The following is a 20,493-nucleotide window of genomic DNA, read 5'->3' on the forward strand; positions in this document are numbered from 1 at the left end:
AATCTAGATATAATATAAAACCAACTCAAATGAGTTGGTTTTTTTTGTTTAAACTTTAAATAATTTAATACCGAATTCTGTTGCTATTGTAAGATAATACGATAGTTCTATTTATTTCGCCAACTCTAGTTGTAAGATTTCTTTTAAGGTATCTGTAGATATGGGTTTTATGATGTAATTGGATATCGTTTTATAGCGTTTTGCGCGATTTACGTCTATAGGGTCTATAGATGAACTTACGATATATATTGTAATCAATTTATGAGATTCAATCTTAACAAACTCATCTAAAAAGTCCCAACCATCCATTATAGGCATGTTAATGTCTAATAGTATTATATCTGGAACATCTTCACCCGAAATCATTATTGGTTTTAAGTTATTTATGGCTTCTTGTCCATTTTTAAAAACCATAAAAGACTTACAAAAATCTGATAATTCCATCATTCTTTTGGCTCCGAAAATAAATATGGGATCATCATCGATGATACATGCTACGTCAATTTTATTCATGTTTTTTTAAATATATATAAAAGGTTGTTCCTTCATTAACTTCACTCTCTACTTCAATTTTTCCACCAATGGCTTCAACTTGATTTTTAGTTATAAATAAGCCTAAACCACGTGAGTCTTCGTGTTTATGGAATGTTTTATACATACCAAATAATTTTTCACCATATTTAACTAAATCAATACCTTGACCGTAATCTCTAATCTCTAGGACCACAAAATTATTGTTAGTACTTGTGTTTATTTCAATTTTTGCGGGCTCACTAGGCTTTTTATATTTTACAGCATTCGTTAAAAAGTTTAATAAGATACTATCTAAATATGCTGGTACCGCTTTAACAACAATATCAGGTTCTATATTTATAGAAATTGTAGTTTTAGAATCTATAATAAGGGCAGAAATACTAGAATATGCTCTATTGAAATTTTCTAATAAGTTTAATGGTTCTGTTTTTAAATCTTTTTGAATGTTGATTGCAGCAACCTCGTTTAAGTTTTCAACGGTTTCACCGAGATGACTTACAGCTAGACATATTAATGGGAAGATTTCATTATCTGTGGTTTCAGGCAAATCCATTTTTACAATATCCAATAACATATCTAAATTGCCGTAATGTGATCTTAGATTATGTGATACAATTTGGGCGAAATTTAATAAACGTTTATTCTGATCTTCCGTTGTTGCTAATAATTGAGATACTTTTTTACTAGTTTTTTTGATTTCAGTAAGATCATTGATTTGAGCTACAAAATGTAGAGGATTACCATTATCGTCCCTCACAATTGATGTTGATAATTGTGTCCATATAGTTTCTCCTTTCTTACTTATGTAGCGTTTTTCTGTTTCATAATGATCAATTTTACCGCTCATCATGCTCATCATTGACTTGTAGTCTTTTCTCAAATCTTCAGGGTGTGTAACATCCAGAAAGCTTAGCTGTTCTATTTCTTCTTTGGTATATCCAAAGGTGTTGCACAGACTTCTGTTGACATCAATCCAATTGCCTTCTAGATCTACTATAGCCATGCCAACTAAAGCAGTTTCAAATGTTCTTCTAAGCTGCTGTTCTTTATAAGCTAATGATTTGGATATTTTTGTCTTTTCATCAATATCTTGAAATAAGCCTTGTACTTTAATACACTTATTATCTTTAATTATTGGCATACCTATGGCTCTCACCCATTTATCTTCTCCGGAGGGAGTGATAATCTGAATTTCAACATCATACTCCTCATGTTTTTCTATACAATCATTAAATAATTTTGTAATTGTATCAAGGCTGTAACCTTGTTTGTAGAATGAGAGTGCTCGCTCAATATTAGGTTCATAATCTGAAGGAACTTCATGAATTTTTTTGGTCTCAGAACTCCATGTAATTGCTAATAGTTTTGTGTCAAATTCCCATGTGCCCATGGCAGAATGTTTCTGAATGAATTCTAGTAAGGACACCTTTTTATTATCTGGTGTTTTAGCTTTGGTAATGTACAAAGTATGTAGGGTATTTTAGATTTGGGGAAACAAATATAAATTTTAATTTTTACATATTTAGGATTATCTGTATTTTAACAGGTTTAACTTTGTTATTGTGTAGGATTTTACTTATGGACATTTATCTTCCATTATCGGATAAGCAGATGTTGTCCTTAAGGAGATTAATGATACAGATTTGAAGTACACTCAATCTAACCTCAAGAATTTTATCGTCATATTCTGTTAGTCAATTGATATTCCTTTTCTAAATTAGCAATCAGATTTTTAACTGCTTTTTGCGTTTAAAACAAATAAAAACAAATAAAAACAATACATTTTTGATCCCTTTCAAACATAGAAAGCTAATTGTAATAGTCAATTAATTCAATACCAATTGGACTTAATAATTTGATATTTTTCTGGTTACGTAATCCTTTGTAATCATATGTGACGTCGAATGTCTCAGTATTTACGTCGTCAAATGATTCTATGTAGCCCTCTACATTCTGAAATTTATAAATTTCTTTTGCACCTAATGATGTCATACTTTAAATTCTCTACTATTTCCTTCATAGAGGATTGTTCTTGTATGCTCGCTTTTCTGTTTTTGTTCCTATTATTAATTTGAAGTGCAATCAATATACCAATCACTACAAGGATAATTTCACCTATAACTTAGAGCAAATACTTTGAAGCTCTATGTTCTTTAATCATGTTTTGGCGGGTTTTTCGGAAAAAATTTATCATATGAAATTATAATTCTCTATTGGTTTCGGTAATGATTCTATCCATAGTCTTCTCAAGCTCTTCAAGTGACAGTATATAATTTTTTAAATCCCAAGCTTGGTTATCCATCACATTTTCAAATTCAATATCCTGAAACATATCGTAATTGGAATGATTGAGTTTTGATTTTTTATTCCACTCCAAAATTCCATAGCTATCTATGTTTTTTAACGAGGCATGCTTTGTGAGATATGTTAAAACAATGGATTGATTAATTTCATCCAATGTATTATAATTTTCTTCGTTTTTTTCTAAATTGCTAGACCATTCAAAAAATTGCAATCGCAATGAATCTGAAGAAATTAAATTAAGCTTACCAGAAGAAATGACATCTAGAACTACCGATTGACTTGGCTTATAACTCCAATAATTGATGGATTGTGCTAAGAGACTATCGAGATTGAATCTGTTTAGGACGTCTTCGGGCTTTCCTACTAAATCCATAAGGACTCTTGTATCAGCTAAAATGGTTTCGTGGTGCTTAATATACTTTTGAATACTTATTATGTTTTTTTTAAATTCTAAATTTAGGTTTTTTATGATTGTTTGTTCCTCCTTTTTATTGGCTAATTCTTGGTTCCAATTATTAATTTTTAAAGCAATTAAAATCCCAATCACCACGAGGATGATTTCGCCAATGGCGTAAAGTAGATACTTTTTTGTTTTTCCTTCGGAAATGAAACGTTGCCGAAAGTGTCTGAAGAATTTTATCATTGGTTTTTAGTTTCCTTTAAAATAGTTTCAATTATAGTACTCATTTTTTTTAATTGATTTTCCATGAATTGAGCATATAGCACTTTTTCATCTAATAGATTTTCAAAGATTATGTTATCAAATAAATCACTGTTATTCACACCTAAATTTGAAGGCTTAGTATTAATTGTATTAAAATTTAGGTTTCGTAATGATCCGTTGTGTTTTATATAATCTATAATATCTTGTGAGCTTTTTTCTAGCCTTCGATTCCATTCTTCTATCACTTCAATTTGGGTTTCCCAACTAAAAAGTAATTGCTTTAAGTTGTCGTTTTTTAACAAGGACAACTTACCTGTATTGTTTAATTCGTTCATTGTAAAGTTGCTCGGAATCCAAGTCGGAAAGAACAATGACTTTTCAATCATTATGTTCAATTGTTCTTTTGAAATCAAATTGTTTTTAGACTCTATTAGTGATAGATTATCTAAACTTCCATTTTTGGTAAATGTCACTGCGCTCAATGCGTTTTGTAGGGCTTCACGATTGGCTTCAAATTCTTGAACCAGATTTTGTGTTATCAGCTGTAATTCTATATCGGATTTTCTGTTTTCATTCCAGTTATTAATTTGAAGTGCAATGAGAATACCAATAACCACAAGGATAATTTCGCCTATGGCATAAAGCATGTATTTTGAAAACTTGTTTTCAGACAATAAGCGTTGGCGAATATTTCGGAAGAGTTTTATCATTTTATGATCTTAAATCAATTTCATTTTCAATCATTTTTAAGATTTGTTCAGTTCTCGTTTTAATAGCTTCGTTTCCTGATTTCTGCAAATTGGATAACATATTTCTATAAGCAACTTTATTAATGGTCTCCAGCTTATTTAAAGGCTTGTTTATGGTTTTAATTAGTGTCTTTTTTAGCTCATTATCATGAACTATTTTACCTTTAACGGGATAAAAATCATTGAATTTTTGAATCATTCGACTAGAATAGCCATAAGAAGCAATGCCTCCGGTGCTTATAAAAGCTCCAGTTGTTATATTATCAATAAGATTGGTGTTACTGATGTTTGTGTTTTTGGCGAATAAGTCAATTTGTTGATTAAAGGCTATGAGATGCTCCTTTAACCCTACATTTTGAATGCTGTTAATTTGATTTGAATTTAACAGCTGTAAAAGCGTTGTATTGGCATTAGAAAACGTCCATCGCGTTGTTAAATCGTTCAGTTTAGGGAAAACACTATCCATACTATTGAAACCCTTATTCAATTCGTAGTGTTTTATAATATCATTTGATTGGTCGATTATAATAGTTTCATAATCAATATTGACAACTAACATATTGATTTGAGTTTCTAAATCTGCCTTTAAATTGTTCAGATATGTCAGTTCTTGATGACGTAATTTTTGATTTTCTTTCCAATTATTTATTTGTAAGGCAATTAAAATTCCAATAACCACAAGTATAATTTCTCCTATGGCGTATTTTAAATACTTGGTGTTTTTTCCCAGATTAAGACGGTTTTTGCGCATACTTTTGAAGAGTTTCATCATGCCGCTTTCTTTTTTATAAATTTCATAACGAAAAAAATAAGCGTTAAGGCAACTATAAACAGTCCAGTACCAATTATCTCATTAACAGAAAGACTTGATAAAAAGTAGATTATTATAGCAATGGCTATTATGGGAACCGTCCAGCCTCCTGGAATTTTGAAACCGCCCTTATAATCTATGTCAGATTTACTTAGCTTCATTACCGATAATGCGACTCCTAAATATAGAATTAACATAGAACTACTAGCAATAACTGCCAATTGCTCAAAACTACCTGAAATGGCGAGAACAAAACCGATAGTGGCATACACAATAATGGCTATATGTGGTGTCGCAAATGATTTGTGAATTCTAGAAAGTGCTGCTATTGGGATGACGTTATCTCTGGCAAGCGCGTATACAATTCTTGGACTATTAAGAATGGTGCCGCTCATATAACCAAACATGGACACAACGGCTCCGATAATTAGCAGTAGATATCCAAAATTACCAAATACAACTTTAGCCGTTTCGGCAAGTGGTGCCGCTGTAAAATTGGGTAAAGTATCCCCTAAAACTCCTTGAGCAACGGTTTGAATTAAGATATAAACAGCCATAACCGTTGTAATACTTATTAAGATAGCTTTAGGAATAGTGCGTTTTGGATTTACAACTTCTCCACCAACAATAATTCCGGTTTCACAACCTTGAAAGGCAAAAAATAGAATAAGGGATGTTTCTCCTAATGTTTTAAAACTAGGCAGCTCTTGAAAATATAAATTGCTTAACGAGACATCCTTAAAGCCAATAGCAATTAATAAAAGCAAGGGTATTAACTTAATAATAGTATTGAACTTTACCAAACCGATACCTTGCTTTAAGCCAATGACATTGATGTAAACCAAGCCATAAAAAAGAATAAATAAAAATATAAAACGAGGTAAGCCGTTTTCAAATATGGGGTAGGCTGAGGCAATAACATTGACCGAAGCATTAGAAACTGCAGCATCTGCAAACAGATTACTTCCCACAGCAAAAAAGCCTCCAACAAACCCAGCATAATCTCCAAAGGCAGTTTCAATGTAAGTGTAAGGACCACCAGTATTGGTGACTTTACTTCCGGCTTCGGCAAAACAAAGCATAATCATAGCCGTTAATAAGCCACAAAATAAATACGCAATGATGCTAGAGGCTCCTAAATAACTGGCTACAATTGCAGGTAGTACAAAAATACCCGACCCAATAATAATGTTGATGATATTAGCCGATAAACCAAAAACCCCAACTTTTCTTTTTAATCCTTTATCTTTTATCATCATATTATTTCGACGTCTCTAATAGTGTTATTTCGTTTTATGTACTTCTAATTCAATTTCAATCATAAATTCAGGAACAGCTAATTCTGTTACACCAAGCCAAGAACCGGTAGGGAATTGGGTTTTGTAAATTTCAGTTCTGTAGGCTGCAGCTTCTAAAAATTTTGACATGTCAGTTGTAAACACATCCTCTTTGACGACGTCATCAAATGTGCAACCGTAATGTTTTAAGATTTTTTCTAAATCGGCATAGCAATTTTTCATTTGTTGTGCCAAATCGCCAACCGCTGTTGGATTGCCTTCATCATCCATACTTACAGCACCGGAAATCTTAATTGAATTTCCGATTTTTACAGCATGAGAGTAACCATAAGCTTTTTCGACTTCAGGTCTTAGTAAGAAGTATTCTGGTGTGTCATCTGCTTGTTTGTGTGCAATATTTTCAGGTGTTTCTTTTATGATTTCTGTATTTACTTTTTCTTCATAATTAAAGAATGATACTGAAATAAAGCATAACAGTAGCGTCGTAAATAATTTTGATGTGTTCATTTTGATTAGTGTTTATTAGTTATTTATTTTTCTTCCTTGTATAAAAACTTCGGCAATAAATAAAGGTATAGCCCAACATGCCCAACTCATTAAAACTTGAACTTCTTCCCATGTTCCAATGTCAAAAGACCTTATAATGTCGTATATAAATCTGAATGTGACGAAAGCTAATGTTAAGACGTAACTTCTAATCATCCAATCTTTATGCAAGTCTATTTTTCGGTTCTTTATAGAAATAAATGCCATTATGGAAGACATTGACCACGCAACGCCAAGCATAAATAAGCCAACGGCATATGGTAAATTAATATCAGAAGTAGCTGCCATGTACATACCGGATATCCCTGCTAAAACCGTAGAAATAATATAAACGCGACCTAATTGTCGATGTGTTTTTAGATACTTATTTCGAATCTTTGGTATAAATTGAAAAGGTCCAATGATGGTAGCAACTATCCCTAAAACAATATGAGGAAATACCCAATACACCCTTGGAAAGTAATATGAGCCGTAAACCGCTTCGGTTGGAATTAGCATTGGAAATGCTCTAGAAATAACATAATAGCATACTAATAGGCTTGTGAGCAAAACTAAAACTATGATACTATATTTTCCTATGGTGCTATTTTGCTTTGGTTGGTTCATTTTTTTTAGTATAAAATATTATCAAATACTTTTTTTAAGTAGATCTCTCGTTGTGATATCTTATTGTCGGAATTAAAGACCTCGAGAATTTCTTGTTTCAGATCACTTAATTCTTTTATAGAATACTCGTGTTGGTTGATAGCGTCTTCTATTTTTTCAAAGCAACTGTCTTCTTCATCACATGCGAATTCGTTGTATATTTTGTTAAAAGTAGCTTCGTCTGTTTTAGATTTTATAAGTGTGATTTCTTCTTCGGTTTCATGATGATCAAATTTTGCACAAAGCAATAACATGTAAATTTTGAATTCTGCTTTTGACCATTTTGCTAATTCGTTTGTCATGATTTTTAAATTTTAGGAATTATATTGATTAAGTGTTTTAGAAACGGATTGAAACGGTAGTCCTAAGTCGCGTTCAGCCAATTGGTTTTGATAGATGATTTTGGCAGAATGTTTTGGTGTTTTGTTATTGAGCATCAACGTCACATCCGAAACAGGATAGGTTTCACTACTCAGTAAATAATTTTTGCCATGCAAGCCAGGGATCGTTGCAGCTTTGTAGACAGCCCGACTAACATCCTTTACATTAACGATAGCCATTTCTATGTCTTCATCATAAAACATTTGAATGAAAGGATTAGGTGCAATCTTATTTTTGAATAAATATTGAATACCTGTTGAGGTAGAATCTTCTCGATTTGAAAGCGATTTTCCCATAACCATTACAGGAGAAACACTTACAATTTCAGTATTTGGGTCTAGATGTGTTTCAATAAATTTATTAACCGTTTGATTAGCTATGAATTTAGCTTGTGCATAGGGATGACTTTCTTCACTTGTAAAGGGAGTGTCATTTTCACTAAAACTATCTAAAACTGATTTTCCACCTGCTGGTAATGGAAAATTGGTGTTGTAAGCCGCAACCGAAGCAAGAATAACGACTTTTTTTACACGTGTTGTTTTATCAATAACATCGAGAAAATTCTCTGTTCCTTTTATTGTTGGATCAAGCAATTCGGTTTTAGCATCTTTAAAATCTAACTGAAAGGGTGTGCCAGAATGAATGACAATATCACAATCTTTTACAAAGTTTTCTAGTCGGTTTTTATCTGTAACATCTAACTCCTCAAAACTTAAGTGTTCTGCATTTTTAAGCATGCTTAAGTGTTGGTATTTTTTTAGATTAGATAAATCTCTCGTAGATACTTTAACCTCAAAGCCATTGTCTAAAAACCGCTTTGTAATATGGCTTCCTATAAATCCTGAACCACCAATAACACCTACTTTTTCCATTAAGATTTGATTTTAATAATTGATATAATTGTTTTGTATAGCAAGTGCTATGTATTCAATCCCATCGATGTAATGGGAATTATTTTGTTACATGTTGCTATTAATCATAACAAGCAAAAATCAAAATTCTTAGGGTAGTGGGATTTGCTTTGTTAAAACAAGGTAATAGGGTGTGTTTTAACTGTAGCTAATTTAGGTTTTAATAGATGTATTGTCAATCACATATTGATGTGATATTGGGAGGCAACTTTTTGTATATTTGGAACTTAGCTATTAATTACAACCATTATTTTGAATTTATTTAAATCACTGTGCACTTTTGTTCTGCAAATGAGTTTGTTTTTTGCGTACTATAGTGTGTATTCTCAAAACCCTTCGCAAGTCGATGTATTAACCACAGAAGAAGGGTTGATGTTCAGAGATGTTCAGGCTATTGCTCAAGATAGTTCTGGGCACATGTGGTTTGGTACATCTCAAGGACTTAATCGGTATGATGGCTATCATTTTAAGACTTATAATAGCGATAAGAAAAACCCCAACTTTATTGAAGAGGAAAGTTTTACAGCTGAAATGATAATGAATGAAGCTAAGGATGCACTCTGGTTTATGGCTAATGATCGCCTATTTAATTTAAACTTATCCACAGACAAAGTAAAGGAATACAATGAAACGCATAATATAAAAGGCAAGGTATTGCGATTGCTAAAAATATCCGATAATAGTATTTGGGTTATTACGGATGATTATTGGAAAAATCAAGGTCAAGATTCTAAGCAATATCTTCAAAAGTTTGAGGATGGAAACTTTAGAATCATGGCATCTATCCCAAGAACAAATAGAGGTTTTAGTGGCTTACTCCAAGATGCAGAAGGTTTTTTATGGTGGAGTACTCCAAATGGTACCTTAAAGTATAATACAGATGGTGAACTTATGGCTTCTCATGACTTGGGAAATTACGAATGGTTTGGTTCTGAAATGCACTATGTAACCTCGTTTTTTGACCATAATAATACACATTATTATTTTCCTCATACAGGTGGTGTTAAAGTTTTTAATGAAAAAACACAACGTTCAAAACTGATTTTTGATGTAGAGGATGAATTTGGCTACGCTATTGAAGATAATCAACATCACATCTGGTTTGGTGGTCTGCAAAAGTTATATAGAATGAGTCCAAAAGGTGAATTTATAGATTATTCTGAAATTCTTAAGTCAAGATTTGATTTCACTAAAATTAATAGGCTCTTTATCGATGCCAGTAATTTACTTTGGGTTGCTACAGATAATGGCCTATTTAAAATTAGAACGGATAAGCAACTGTTTAAGAATGTATTTAAATCCAATAAAAATGGTTGGGGTAATGCAATGCGTGCTGTTTTTGAAGCTAATGATGGAACTATCTTTGCGCACTGTGAAAACGAAGGTGTCTTGCTTTTTCAAGATTTAGATGGTAAAATGGATACACTTAAGTTACACAATGAAAGTGAAAACAAGATTGAGCTTCAATATGCCGCAAGTTTCTTTGTGACTAATAAGGCTAAAACTACCGCATTTACTGTTGGAAAAACGGTGTATAAAATCGATTTGAAAACTGGAGAAACTAAAAGCTATGATCAATTTATTCCGAACCTAAAAGTGTATGGTCCCAACCCATTAATTAAGCTTAGAGATGGACGCTTGCTGTTCGGTTATACCTTATCGCGATTGGTTCTTTTTAATCCCGAGACCGAAGAGAGCGAATTCGTTTTTAAAGACACATCTGATTTTACTGAAGTTTCAGATTTGTCTTATTTTTATCAGAATCGTGAAGATGATGTGGTTTGGGTAGGTACTCAAAATGATGGCTTATTAAAAATTGATCTCAATGGTACGGTTGTAGAACGATTTAGTATCAACACAACACCTAATGTTTCAAAAAATCGCATTTTAGTTCTTGAAGGAGATATAGATGGTAGCCTATGGATTGGTACCTATGGTGGAGGACTAAATTATCTTTCTGCAGACGGAAAAACGATTAAAAAATATACCAAAGCAGATGGTTTGGCGGACAATAATGTCGTTGGTATTATGCATGATGAACAACGTAATTTGTGGATTAGTACCTATAATGGTATTTCGTATTTTGATAAGGAAAATGCTCAGTTTCAAAATTTTTATGTAGAAGATGGCCTTTCTCACAACGAGTTTAATTACTCATCGGCCTTTAAAGACAGTAAGAATAATTACTATTTCGGTGGTATGAATGGTCTAAATAGTTTTAAACCTGAAGAGATTTTTAAGAGTGCAGAGCGGTTTCATATTCATTTTACAGGAATCTCTGGATATAATAGTAAGCTTAAAAGTAGATTTAATAATGATTGTAGTTACTTGAAAAATAAGGCGGTAGAGATTTCTCCTTATGATCAGTATTTTCAGATAGACTGGACGATGCCCAATTATTTCAATAATCAAAAGAACACATACAGCACTAAATTAGAAGGTTTTGAGGATCAGTGGTTTTATCAAGGCAATACATCATCTATCCGATATAATCAGTTACCAGCAGGAGATTATGTGTTAAAAATAAAAGGTACAGATTCTAGAGGAAATAAAGCAGCATCCATTCTATCGATACCTATTACGGTTAAACAAATTTTTTATAAAAAATGGTGGTTTATTGCATTGGCGATATTAGCGGTTATAGCTATCATGTATTCCATTTTTAGGTATAGGCTTCAACAAGCTTTGGCAATGGAACGTTTACGTACTAAAATATCAAGTGATTTACACGATGATGTAGGCTCATTATTATCTGGTTTGGCTATGCAAACTGAACTGATGGAAATAAATGCGAGTGAAGCCGATAAGTTTAAACTTCAAAAAATTGCAGGCATCAGTCGGAATGCCATTTCGCAGATGCGCGATTTGGTGTGGAGTATTGATAGCAGACGTGAAACGGTTCATGACTTAATTGAACGTATGCATGAGTTGGCAGAAGAGTTATTGCTTCCAAAAGACATTGCATTTCAGATCGATAGTTCCAGTATTAAAAATCCTAATAAACGACTGACAGCACAAACGAAGCAAGATCTGTTTTTAATATATAAAGAGGCCATAACCAATATTTTAAGGCATTCTGACGCTACTAATATTAAAGTAGCTTTTACCAATACGTCTAAAGGTTGTGTCTTTACAATCCAAGATAATGGGAGTAAAAAAGAGTGTTATAAATCTACAGGTTTAGGCTTATCCAATATGGTAATGCGTGCAGAAAAATTAAAAGGAGAATTAAAATTCCTCAAAGAAAATGGGTTTTGTGTTCAGCTTCATTTGCCTTTTAATATGTAATATCACATCATGATGTGATTGTGCGTGTTGATTATTGTTATAATTTTACTAATGAAGAATTATAACCTTTTCAGCATTTAAATTTTTTATAAAATTGAAGCCTATTTAAGTCACAAAATGAGTACAATTACCTTGGGAATCATAGAAGATGATCAACTAGTTCAGGAAAGTCTGAACGAGTTCTTCAATGCTCAAGCTGAAATAGATTGTGTACTAATGTCGTCTTCTGTTGAAGATTTTTTAACGTCCATTAAATCACTTGAAACCTTACCAGAAATAATTCTTCTCGATATTAATTTATTAGGCATGTCTGGTATTGATGGTATTCCATTGCTATTAAACGAACTTCCAAAAGCAGACATTATTATGCTGACGACTTTTGAAGATAATGATAGTATTTACAAAGCCTTGTGTGCGGGAGCCTGTTCGTATTTGTCGAAGAAAACATCACTAAAAAAAATAAAAGAAGCTATAGAAGTGGTGCATAAAGGGGGTTCTTATATGTCGCCTTCCATTGCTCGAAAAATAGTGAATAGCTTCGCACCAAAAAAGAATCAGAGTAACTTACTTACACCAAGACAAAAAGAAATTGTTGCCGAAATAGTAGATGGTAAAAGTTACAAAATGATTGCCAATGATTTGTTTGTTTCCATTGATACGGTTCGTACACATATTAAAAACATCTACAAGGCTTTAGAGATTAATAGTAAAGCTGAATTAATCAAAAAATCTTACGATAACGAGTTGTAATTCAAAGGTCAACATACGAAAAATCATAACTTTTGCGTTAGGTTATGTATGAAGAAAGTTCTACTCATCCTTTTGGTATTGGCATCGCTTGCTGTTTTAGCCTTTCAGTTTCAACCTGTAAAAAAAGCGGTTACTATAGTCACATCTAGTATCGAAACTCCAAGTCTTGTTAATAAAGATAGTTTAACCATTGCTTCGCGAGTGAATTTACCCGAAGGCTATAAACGTGTAACGTATAAAAAAGGAAGTTTTCAAGACTATCTTAGAAACTACAAATTAAAACCGTTTGGAAGTAAAATTATCAATTACGATGATACCCATTATTTTTGGCAAAGAGGTCATATCGGGATTTTAGAAGTTCCCGTGCCAAAAAACGGATTGCAACAATGTGCAGATGCATTAATTAGAATTAGAAGCGAATACCTTTGGGACAACAACAGAAAGGATGAAATTGGTTTCAAATTTACCTCAGGGCATTATTGTTCTTGGACTAAATATGCAGAAGGGTATAGGCCTAAAATTAACGGTAATAAAGTAACGTTTCATAAAACGGCAAGTGCCAATACGTCAAAAGAAAACTTCTATAAATACTTGAATTTAATTTATATGTATTCTGGGACCTTATCACTTTATAATGAGTTGGAAGCTGTTTCAGCCAAAGATTTAAAAGTAGGAGATATGCTTATTAAAGGAGGTTCGCCTGGTCATATTGTTATGATTGCAGATAAGGTGATTAATGATAAAGGTGAGAAATTGTTCTTATTGTTTCAAGGTAATACTCCAGCGCAAAGTGTACATTTGGTTAAAAATTTGGAAGATTCAACGCTATCTCCATGGTATCAATTAGAAGATGATGCTGTGATTTCGGTTTCAAATTATACGTTTAGGAATTCTAAATTTGTACGGTTTAAATAATATAGAAAAATTATTGGTCAGGCTTCAAAAATTCTTTATTCTACAGTTATATTCGGAAATTTCTCATCAAGACTTTATCTTTGTAAAAGTTAAAATTTAATATGAGTAAACCATTAACACCTCAAGAAGTTCATAATCTCGCCATGAACCACGTAGGCAAAGACCTAGAAGCACGTGGTTTTGAGTTTATTGCTATTAATAGTAAGCTAAAACGACATCCGCAATTTGTCTGTATTGATAAAAATAGCCAGTATTATTTTGTGGTGGTACGCGCTGTTATTTTACCGGAAAATCCTAATAATTATGATGTGGTTTGGATGGAAACCTTCAAAAAACATGCTTACGAAAAAGACGCTAAGGTTTTATATGCAGGCGTTGGGTTAGGAAATCCAGAGGGTGAAGATTTACCTATTTATTTAGATGAAGAATATCTTATTGAGTATAATGGGATTCAGGTTATTGAAATGAATTTGAATTAATACAGCATCCGCTTTATTAGACTAATCACAGTCTAAATCAATCTACATATTTATGAAAAATATAGTTTACCTATTTCTAATTAGCATTGTTTTTTCTTGTAATCAAGAACCTGAAAACACTAAAATTAGTGGACCTGTATTCGGTACAGCCTATAATATTCAATATTACACAACGGATGATTCAGATTATAAAACACAGTTTGATAGTCTTTTTGCTGTAATTAATGAATCGATGTCTACCTATATTCCGGATTCAAAAATATCTCGAATTAATAAAGGTGAAAGCGTAGAATTAGACGCACATTTTACGCGTGTTTTTAATAAATCCAAAGAAATTTACAGAGCAACTGAAGGAGCTTTTGATCCTACTATCGGATCGGTAGTGAATGCATGGGATTTTGGGCCAGAAGGAAAAATCACCAATATAGATAGCACGACTATAGATAGTTTAATGAGGTCTGTGGGATATAACCGTATGGGATTGAGGGATAATAAAATTATTAAAAGTTCTAAATCGTTTTTAGATTTTAATGCTATTGCAAAAGGCTATGGTGTGGATGTGATTGGTGAGTTTTTAGAAAGCAAGAATGTAACCGATTATTTAGTTGAAATCGGAGGAGAAATACGCGTAAGAGGTATTAATCTTGATAAAAAATCACCTTGGAAAGTGGGTATCGATGATCCAAATTTTGAAGGAGAGCAGTCATATTCGAAAATCATTGCTTTACAAGAAGAAGCCATGGCAACTTCAGGGACATATCGTAAGTTTAAAATTGATGACAACGGTAATCGCTATGCACATATTATAGATACAAAAACAGGGTACCCTTCTAAAACGAATATTCTAAGTGTTTCTGTTTTAGCTGAAGATTGTATGACGGCTGATGCTTATGCCACGGCATTTCAGGCTATGGGAATAGATAAAGTAAAGGCATTTGCAGAGCGACATGCTGAATTAAAAGTGTTTATTATTTTTGAGAATGAAGCAAAAGAACTTGAAACACTTTCATTAAATAACTTTCCACAATAGAAACAACAACTTTCAGCAGTTAAAAACACACTTTTAAAAGCTTATAGGCTTACACTTTTTATTTTATTGTAGTTTTAACTACAATTTTTAAATGTTGAAGAAAACACTACTTTTTATTGTATTGCTACTAGGCTTACATTTTTTGTGCGCCCAAGAACCTGTGTCTATTCACCTTACTGAAAAAGATGGCTTACCAGATATTGAATTTTATAATGTTTTAGAAGATAGAAAAGGGTTTATTTGGTTAGCTTCAGATAGTGGTTTGTATCGTTATGATGGTAAAACCTATGAGCAATATACTAATACAGAAAAACGAGGCTTATCGGTGTTTGGACTTTTTGAAGATACACAAGGGCGTATATGGTGCACTAATATTTCGGGTCAATTCTTTTATGTTGAAAACAACCAACTCATCACCTTTATAGATTTAAAAGAGGAATTAAGAGGGCAGTTGGGAAATTACAGTATACGAGACAACAAACTTTTAATTACAACAAGTCGTTCGTTATATGTTATTGATTTAATTACCAAGAAGATTCTTTTAAGAGAACTTTATGGAAATGGTGGGGCAAGATTGCTGCCTCTAGATACGGGCTACATGTTGATTAGTTTTAATGCTGTAAAAATATTCAATAATGATTTTAAGGAGACCAATCAGTTTGTGCTTAACATCCACTATCGCGACATTAAAGGTATGGCTACAGCACAAGGTCATACCAAAGTTTTTAAACTAAATGAGATTTTATTTTTTTCTCAACAATTTAGGTATAAAAACATGTTTAGAAGTATCAACCTAAATACTGGCACTACGGATGCTACAATAGGATTAGAACTTCTGAAAAATAAAAGAATCATTGTTTTAAAAGTCATAAAGAACAATTTGTGGGTGTTAACCAATACCGGAATTTATATTTATGAAAACGATAAAAATGAATTCACACTTAAAAATCAAATATTAAAAGATGAAATCGTTACTGACGTTATCGTTGATAAAGATCAAAATTTTTGGGTGTCCACACTTACTAATGGTGTTCATTTAATTCCGAATATAGAGGTCGTAAAACATAAATTACCTAAAAGCAGCGATGATATTATGGCCATCGATAAGGTGAATGATTCGGTTGTGTTTTTTGGTTCTAAAAGTGGAGTCGTAGGATTTTTAAACGTTGATGCTTCTACTTATAAAACATCTGCTAACCTGGGTAATAAAGTATCTGCAATACAATATAATTCTAATATTGGATATAGTTATGTAAGTATCGACGATGGTGCTTATTTTGTAAATAACAAGACATTAAAAACCATAAAAAAACAAGAATTTCTTGGTGTGAAAAGTTTTTCTCGTGTTAATGAAACGATGACACTTTTTGGAACGTATATCAGATTGGCTTTTTTGGATAATAAAGCAGAATCAGTAAAAACATTTTCTAAAAATAAGCGCATCTATACAACGTATTATAGTGAAAATAGTAATACTATTTTTGTTGGCTATGTAGATGATTTACTAGTTTTAGATAACGATTTTAAAGCAACCACAATACGCTATAATGACAAAGAGATTTTAGCTATTTCTATTACGGAAACTGCAGATGGCATCGTTTGGGTGGGAACGTTTAAAAATGGAATTTTTGCAATAAGGGATAATCAAGTTATTGCGCATTACACTACAGAAGAAGGCTTGTTGTCTGATCAGATTAAATATTTAAACGCTGACGAAAATTCGATTTGGATAGCGACACCAAAAGGTTTGCAAGTATTTAATACGGATAAAAAAGATTTTAAAAATTTAACCAAGACAGACGGTCTTTTGTCTTACAAAATTTCAGGAATCGAAATCTTAAAGAATCGCGTGGTGTTGTCTTCAAATAAGGGTATTTTTTCTTTTGATAAAGAGAAGGTATTTAAAACGACATCAGAACCTGAAATTTATTTTAACGACATAAAAATTAATGAAGAATCGACTGATTTAGGTACGGATTATGATTTAGATTATAATCAGAATTCAGTACAATTTAGTTTTAATGTTAATGGGATTTTATACAATATAAATAAAACGTATCAATACCGTTTAGTTGGTTATAATAACAATTGGATTACTACAGACTTAGGTTTGAATACGGTGAAATATAGTAGCCTGCCAGTGGGGAAATATACATTTCAGGTGAGGCCAACATCGATTATTGAGGGGGCTGAGAGTAACGTTAAGAGTATTAAATTGAATATCAAATTGCCATATTGGAAAAAGTGGTGGTTTATTTTAGCCTACAGTTTATCTATTGTAGGTCTCATTATTTTGTATTACAAAAGGAAATTAAAAAAGAAGGAAATAGCAAAAGAATTGGAGATTAGACAACTCTCTTTAGATAATGAGTTAATCGCTTTAAAACTAGAAAATTTACGCTCGCAGATGAATCCGCATTTTATATTCAATGCGCTTAATTCTATTCAAGAGTATATTATGCTCAATCAAAAAAAACTAGCTAGTGAATATTTAGGAAAGTTTGCCGATTTAATTAGAACCTATCTCAGCCATAGTACCAAAGGAAAAATCACCTTACAAGAAGAAATAGATTGTTTAGAAATGTATTTAGAATTAGAGAAATTACGTTTCGAAGATAAACTACATTATGCCATTTCAACTTCTGGTAATTTAAAACCAGACGAGGTTAATATACCAACCATGCTTATTCAACCTTATGTAGAGAATGCTTTAAAACACGGATTGTTACATCGTAAAACGAATCGTGATTTAAGAATCAATTTCTTTGTAAATGAAGAATCAAAGACAGTACAATGTATTATTGTAGATAATGGTGTTGGTAGAGCGCAAGCCGAAAAATTTAAAGCTAGAAGTCGTAAAAACCATCCGTCTTTTGCTACTAAGGCCACACAAGATCGATTAGCATTATTAAACTACGGAAAGGAAAAACAAATTGGTGTCGTTATTACCGATCTGTTTGAAAAAGATATCCCTATAGGTACGCAAGTTGATATTACAATTCCGTATACCACAGATTAATTACTAAATGAGCCCTAGTAAAATATGAAAGTAGAAATTACAGACGATGAATCTAAATCATTTTGAGGAATTGTAGGATATCTTTTTCATATTTTAAAGACCAAATTGTTCGTGTTAATAAATTTAAAGTGTATCGAAGAATACTCGAAAGGAGATAGTGGCTACCTATGACTCATCACCATATTCGCTTTAGAAACTCAAAACCGTTTTTCAGAAGAAAAGCAAATGCCACTTTGTTATTAATTTTATTTTTGTTGCTTCTTGAAGAAGTCCTTCTTTTCAATATAAAATTTAATAATACCTTTCTCAGTATTAAATAATGAAAAAAGCAATCCTATTTTCCGTAATTATTTTTATTGGTCAACTTTGTTTTGCTCAAAAAGAAGAAGCAAATGACAGTATTGTAATTAAGAAAGTAGATAGTATATTAGTTATTGTTAGAGGCCTAATGAATACTGATTTGGAGGCTGCCGAAACGATGGTTAATTATACATTGAATTATTCTAAAAAGCATGATTATTTAAGAGGTGTAGGTAAATCTTACGGTACCCTTGCAGGAGTGTATAATTACCAAGGGAAAACGGAAAAATCAATTACCCATCTCATAAAATCTGCGCAAATTTATGAGTCTATTGATGACCAAAAACTTGCTGCTGTAGCAAACGTTAATATTAGTTATTCGTTGTACGAACAATCTCAATATAAGGAAGCTAAACAATATGCATTAAAGGCACATAATTATGCACAAAAATCTAACGATGTAGAATATTTAATATTAACACATACCTTATTTGGAATAATTGGTGTTAAAACTAAAAATAGTTATGAATATGTAACAAAGAACCTAAAGCAAGCTAAAGAATTTTCACTCATACAAAAAGACACAATTTGGCTATCAAGTGTTTTAAATTTGCAAGGAGAAGCAGATATAGAATATGATAAAAGCTATGTTGATGCGATAATTCTTTTAAACAAAGCGGCAAAAATAATTAGAAAAAAAGAGCCTAACAATCATTTTCATTTGGGCTTCAGTTATTTGAATTTAGGAAAGGCTTACTATAAAATGAAAAATTATAGAGAAGCACTGCAGTATAACGATACGTCATTAACACATTATAATGCACTAAATTATACAAAAGGACTGCGATTAACCTACGAGAATAGAAAGGACATACTCGCAAGCTTAGGCAAATACAAAGAAAGTAACGAAGCTTTTGAGTTATTTATTCAAAATAAAGACTCTGTATTTAAAAAAGAACAAGCCTTTCAACTTAATAGAATAAGAACAGAATACGAAACGGAACAAATTACGACTCAAAAAGAAAGAGCCGAAGCTAAACTAAAACTAACTGAAACCATTAATCAAAAAAATAAAAACTATTTTATCAGTGCAGCTGTTATTGCTTGCTTAATATTGCTATCGTCCGTCTTTTATTTTAGTCGATTAAAAGCGAAAAAGAAAGCAGAATTAGTAACTTTAGAACTTAAAGAAACACAGAAGCGATTAGCCATTGAAAAGCAATACAGAGATTCTGAATTAAAGGCTTTGAAAGCACAAATGAATCCGCATTTTATATTTAATGCGCTTAATTCTATTCAGGACTACATTGTATTAAATCAAAAAAATCTAGCGAGCGATTATTTAGGAAAGTTCGCCGATTTAATTCGGAATTATCTTCATTTTAGTGATACAGGATTCATTTCAATTCAAGATGAAGTTCATAATTTAAAGCTCTACTTAGAACTTGAAAAATTACGTTTTGAAGAACAGTTAGAATATACCATTCAAGTTGATGAGACTGCTAATTTCGATGAGATTAATATCCCAACAATGTTAGTTCAGCCTTATGTTGAAAATGCATTAAAGCATGGTCTATTGCATAAAAAAGATAATAGAAAACTTCATATATCTATTTCTAAAACTTCAGATAAAATTATAGAATGTACCATTGAAGATAATGGCATTGGTAGAGAAAAATCGAAAAAAATAAACACAAAAAGAGAAGGGCAACACAAATCCTTTGCCTTAAAAGCGACTACGGAACGATTAGATTTATTAAATTATGGCCGTGATAAAAAAATCGGTGTGGAGTTTATCGATTTAAAAGACAATGAAAAAGCTGTTGGGACAAAAGTGATTTTAGTAATCCCTATTATTAAAAAGTAAAA

The 20,493-nt window shown here is 32.0% G+C and carries 19 protein-coding genes; 7 read left to right on the forward strand and 12 right to left on the reverse strand.

Annotation, left to right across the window (positions count from 1 at the left end; translation table 11 throughout):
* Positions 1–111 precede the first annotated feature (111 nt).
* The 12 genes from BLT80_RS06165 to BLT80_RS06215 form a co-directional block, all read right to left on the reverse strand.
* On the reverse strand, positions 112–513 hold the full coding sequence (locus BLT80_RS06165; protein ID WP_092466683.1) for a response regulator: 402 nt from the start codon (positions 511–513) through the stop codon (positions 112–114).
* On the reverse strand, positions 506–1,999 hold the full coding sequence (locus BLT80_RS06170) for a sensor histidine kinase (protein ID WP_092466684.1): 1,494 nt from the start codon (positions 1,997–1,999) through the stop codon (positions 506–508). Before BLT80_RS06170 ends, BLT80_RS06165 begins: the two co-directional genes overlap by 8 nt.
* A 344-nt stretch (positions 2,000–2,343) precedes the next feature.
* On the reverse strand, positions 2,344–2,526 hold the full coding sequence (locus BLT80_RS06175; protein WP_092466685.1) for a hypothetical protein: 183 nt from the start codon (positions 2,524–2,526) through the stop codon (positions 2,344–2,346).
* Positions 2,495–2,632 carry a hypothetical protein gene (locus BLT80_RS20255; protein WP_245710131.1) on the reverse strand — a complete coding sequence of 46 codons (138 nt, stop codon included), beginning with the start codon at positions 2,630–2,632 and terminating at the stop codon, positions 2,495–2,497. The genes BLT80_RS06175 and BLT80_RS20255 overlap by 32 nt, the downstream gene beginning before the upstream one ends.
* 102 nt (positions 2,633–2,734) lie before the next feature.
* The gene (locus tag BLT80_RS06180; protein WP_092466686.1) at positions 2,735–3,481 is read right to left on the reverse strand and encodes a DUF6090 family protein; all 747 of its coding nucleotides are present in this window, start codon (positions 3,479–3,481) and stop codon (positions 2,735–2,737) included.
* On the reverse strand, positions 3,478–4,212 hold the full coding sequence (locus BLT80_RS20015) for a hypothetical protein (RefSeq protein WP_175455552.1): 735 nt from the start codon (positions 4,210–4,212) through the stop codon (positions 3,478–3,480). Before BLT80_RS20015 ends, BLT80_RS06180 begins: the two co-directional genes overlap by 4 nt.
* A gap of 1 nt (position 4,213) precedes the next feature.
* Positions 4,214–5,023: a DUF6090 family protein gene (locus BLT80_RS06190; RefSeq protein ID WP_092466687.1), complete on the reverse strand. Its 810-nt coding sequence runs from the start codon at positions 5,021–5,023 to the stop codon at positions 4,214–4,216.
* Positions 5,020–6,321: an APC family permease gene (locus BLT80_RS06195; protein WP_092466688.1), complete on the reverse strand. Its 1,302-nt coding sequence runs from the start codon at positions 6,319–6,321 to the stop codon at positions 5,020–5,022. Before BLT80_RS06195 ends, BLT80_RS06190 begins: the two co-directional genes overlap by 4 nt.
* A 24-nt stretch (positions 6,322–6,345) precedes the next feature.
* Positions 6,346–6,867 carry a RidA family protein gene (locus tag BLT80_RS06200; RefSeq protein ID WP_092466689.1) on the reverse strand — a complete coding sequence of 174 codons (522 nt, stop codon included), beginning with the start codon at positions 6,865–6,867 and terminating at the stop codon, positions 6,346–6,348.
* A 15-nt stretch (positions 6,868–6,882) separates the two neighbouring features.
* Positions 6,883–7,512: a DUF2306 domain-containing protein gene (locus BLT80_RS06205; RefSeq protein WP_092466690.1), complete on the reverse strand. Its 630-nt coding sequence runs from the start codon at positions 7,510–7,512 to the stop codon at positions 6,883–6,885.
* Positions 7,513–7,517: 5 nt separating this feature from the next.
* On the reverse strand, positions 7,518–7,853 hold the full coding sequence (locus BLT80_RS06210; RefSeq protein ID WP_092466691.1) for a hypothetical protein: 336 nt from the start codon (positions 7,851–7,853) through the stop codon (positions 7,518–7,520).
* Positions 7,854–7,865: 12 nt separating this feature from the next.
* Positions 7,866–8,804, reverse strand: a complete 939-nt coding sequence (locus tag BLT80_RS06215; RefSeq protein WP_092466692.1) for an NAD-dependent epimerase/dehydratase family protein — start codon at positions 8,802–8,804, stop codon at positions 7,866–7,868.
* Between the two features lie 330 nt (positions 8,805–9,134).
* Here BLT80_RS06215 and BLT80_RS06220 point away from each other — a divergent pair, with 330 nt between their 5' ends.
* The 7 genes from BLT80_RS06220 (at position 9,135) to BLT80_RS06250 (ending at position 20,491) form a co-directional block, all read left to right on the forward strand.
* A complete protein-coding gene (locus BLT80_RS06220; RefSeq protein ID WP_092466693.1) occupies positions 9,135–12,131 on the forward strand; it encodes a sensor histidine kinase in 2,997 nt (998 codons plus the stop codon).
* Positions 12,132–12,248: 117 nt separating this feature from the next.
* A complete protein-coding gene (locus tag BLT80_RS06225) occupies positions 12,249–12,881 on the forward strand; it encodes a response regulator (RefSeq protein ID WP_092466694.1) in 633 nt (210 codons plus the stop codon).
* A gap of 48 nt (positions 12,882–12,929) precedes the next feature.
* On the forward strand, positions 12,930–13,796 hold the full coding sequence (locus BLT80_RS06230) for a DUF4846 domain-containing protein (RefSeq protein WP_092466695.1): 867 nt from the start codon (positions 12,930–12,932) through the stop codon (positions 13,794–13,796).
* Between the two features lie 101 nt (positions 13,797–13,897).
* On the forward strand, positions 13,898–14,275 hold the full coding sequence (locus tag BLT80_RS06235) for a Na(+)-translocating NADH-quinone reductase subunit F (RefSeq protein ID WP_092466696.1): 378 nt from the start codon (positions 13,898–13,900) through the stop codon (positions 14,273–14,275).
* Between the two features lie 52 nt (positions 14,276–14,327).
* Complete coding sequence (locus tag BLT80_RS06240) at positions 14,328–15,305, forward strand: FAD:protein FMN transferase (RefSeq protein ID WP_092466697.1); 978 nt, start codon at positions 14,328–14,330, stop codon at positions 15,303–15,305.
* Positions 15,306–15,396: 91 nt separating this feature from the next.
* Entirely contained in the window at positions 15,397–18,324 is a 2,928-nt protein-coding gene (locus BLT80_RS06245; RefSeq protein WP_092466698.1) for a sensor histidine kinase, read from the forward strand.
* Between the two features lie 319 nt (positions 18,325–18,643).
* Positions 18,644–20,491 (forward strand): histidine kinase, encoded by a 1,848-nt coding sequence (locus tag BLT80_RS06250; protein WP_092466699.1) that lies wholly within the window; start codon positions 18,644–18,646, stop codon positions 20,489–20,491.
* The last annotated feature ends 2 nt before the right edge of the window (positions 20,492–20,493 follow it).

Origin of the sequence: Winogradskyella thalassocola, from assembly GCF_900099995.1 — a bacterium.
Taxonomy (GTDB): domain Bacteria; phylum Bacteroidota; class Bacteroidia; order Flavobacteriales; family Flavobacteriaceae; genus Winogradskyella; species Winogradskyella thalassocola.

Excerpts from the sequence above, each read along its gene's own strand:
- BLT80_RS06165 (WP_092466683.1), bottom strand. The coding sequence starts at position 513 with ATGAATAAAATTGACGTAGCATGTATCATCGATGATGATCCCATATTT.
- BLT80_RS06175 (WP_092466685.1), bottom strand. The coding sequence starts at position 2,526 with ATGACATCATTAGGTGCAAAAGAAATTTATAAATTTCAGAATGTAGAG.
- BLT80_RS06180 (WP_092466686.1), bottom strand. The coding sequence starts at position 3,481 with ATGATAAAATTCTTCAGACACTTTCGGCAACGTTTCATTTCCGAAGGA.
- BLT80_RS20015 (WP_175455552.1), bottom strand. The coding sequence starts at position 4,212 with ATGATAAAACTCTTCCGAAATATTCGCCAACGCTTATTGTCTGAAAAC.
- BLT80_RS06190 (WP_092466687.1), bottom strand. The coding sequence starts at position 5,023 with ATGATGAAACTCTTCAAAAGTATGCGCAAAAACCGTCTTAATCTGGGA.
- BLT80_RS06195 (WP_092466688.1), bottom strand. The coding sequence starts at position 6,321 with ATGATGATAAAAGATAAAGGATTAAAAAGAAAAGTTGGGGTTTTTGGT.
- BLT80_RS06200 (WP_092466689.1), bottom strand. The coding sequence starts at position 6,867 with ATGAACACATCAAAATTATTTACGACGCTACTGTTATGCTTTATTTCA.
- BLT80_RS06205 (WP_092466690.1), bottom strand. The coding sequence starts at position 7,512 with ATGAACCAACCAAAGCAAAATAGCACCATAGGAAAATATAGTATCATA.
- BLT80_RS06210 (WP_092466691.1), bottom strand. The coding sequence starts at position 7,853 with ATGACAAACGAATTAGCAAAATGGTCAAAAGCAGAATTCAAAATTTAC.
- BLT80_RS06215 (WP_092466692.1), bottom strand. The coding sequence starts at position 8,804 with ATGGAAAAAGTAGGTGTTATTGGTGGTTCAGGATTTATAGGAAGCCAT.
- BLT80_RS06220 (WP_092466693.1), top strand. The coding sequence starts at position 9,135 with ATGAGTTTGTTTTTTGCGTACTATAGTGTGTATTCTCAAAACCCTTCG.
- BLT80_RS06225 (WP_092466694.1), top strand. The coding sequence starts at position 12,249 with ATGAGTACAATTACCTTGGGAATCATAGAAGATGATCAACTAGTTCAG.
- BLT80_RS06230 (WP_092466695.1), top strand. The coding sequence starts at position 12,930 with ATGAAGAAAGTTCTACTCATCCTTTTGGTATTGGCATCGCTTGCTGTT.
- BLT80_RS06235 (WP_092466696.1), top strand. The coding sequence starts at position 13,898 with ATGAGTAAACCATTAACACCTCAAGAAGTTCATAATCTCGCCATGAAC.
- BLT80_RS06240 (WP_092466697.1), top strand. The coding sequence starts at position 14,328 with ATGAAAAATATAGTTTACCTATTTCTAATTAGCATTGTTTTTTCTTGT.
- BLT80_RS06245 (WP_092466698.1), top strand. The coding sequence starts at position 15,397 with ATGTTGAAGAAAACACTACTTTTTATTGTATTGCTACTAGGCTTACAT.
- BLT80_RS06250 (WP_092466699.1), top strand. The coding sequence starts at position 18,644 with ATGAAAAAAGCAATCCTATTTTCCGTAATTATTTTTATTGGTCAACTT.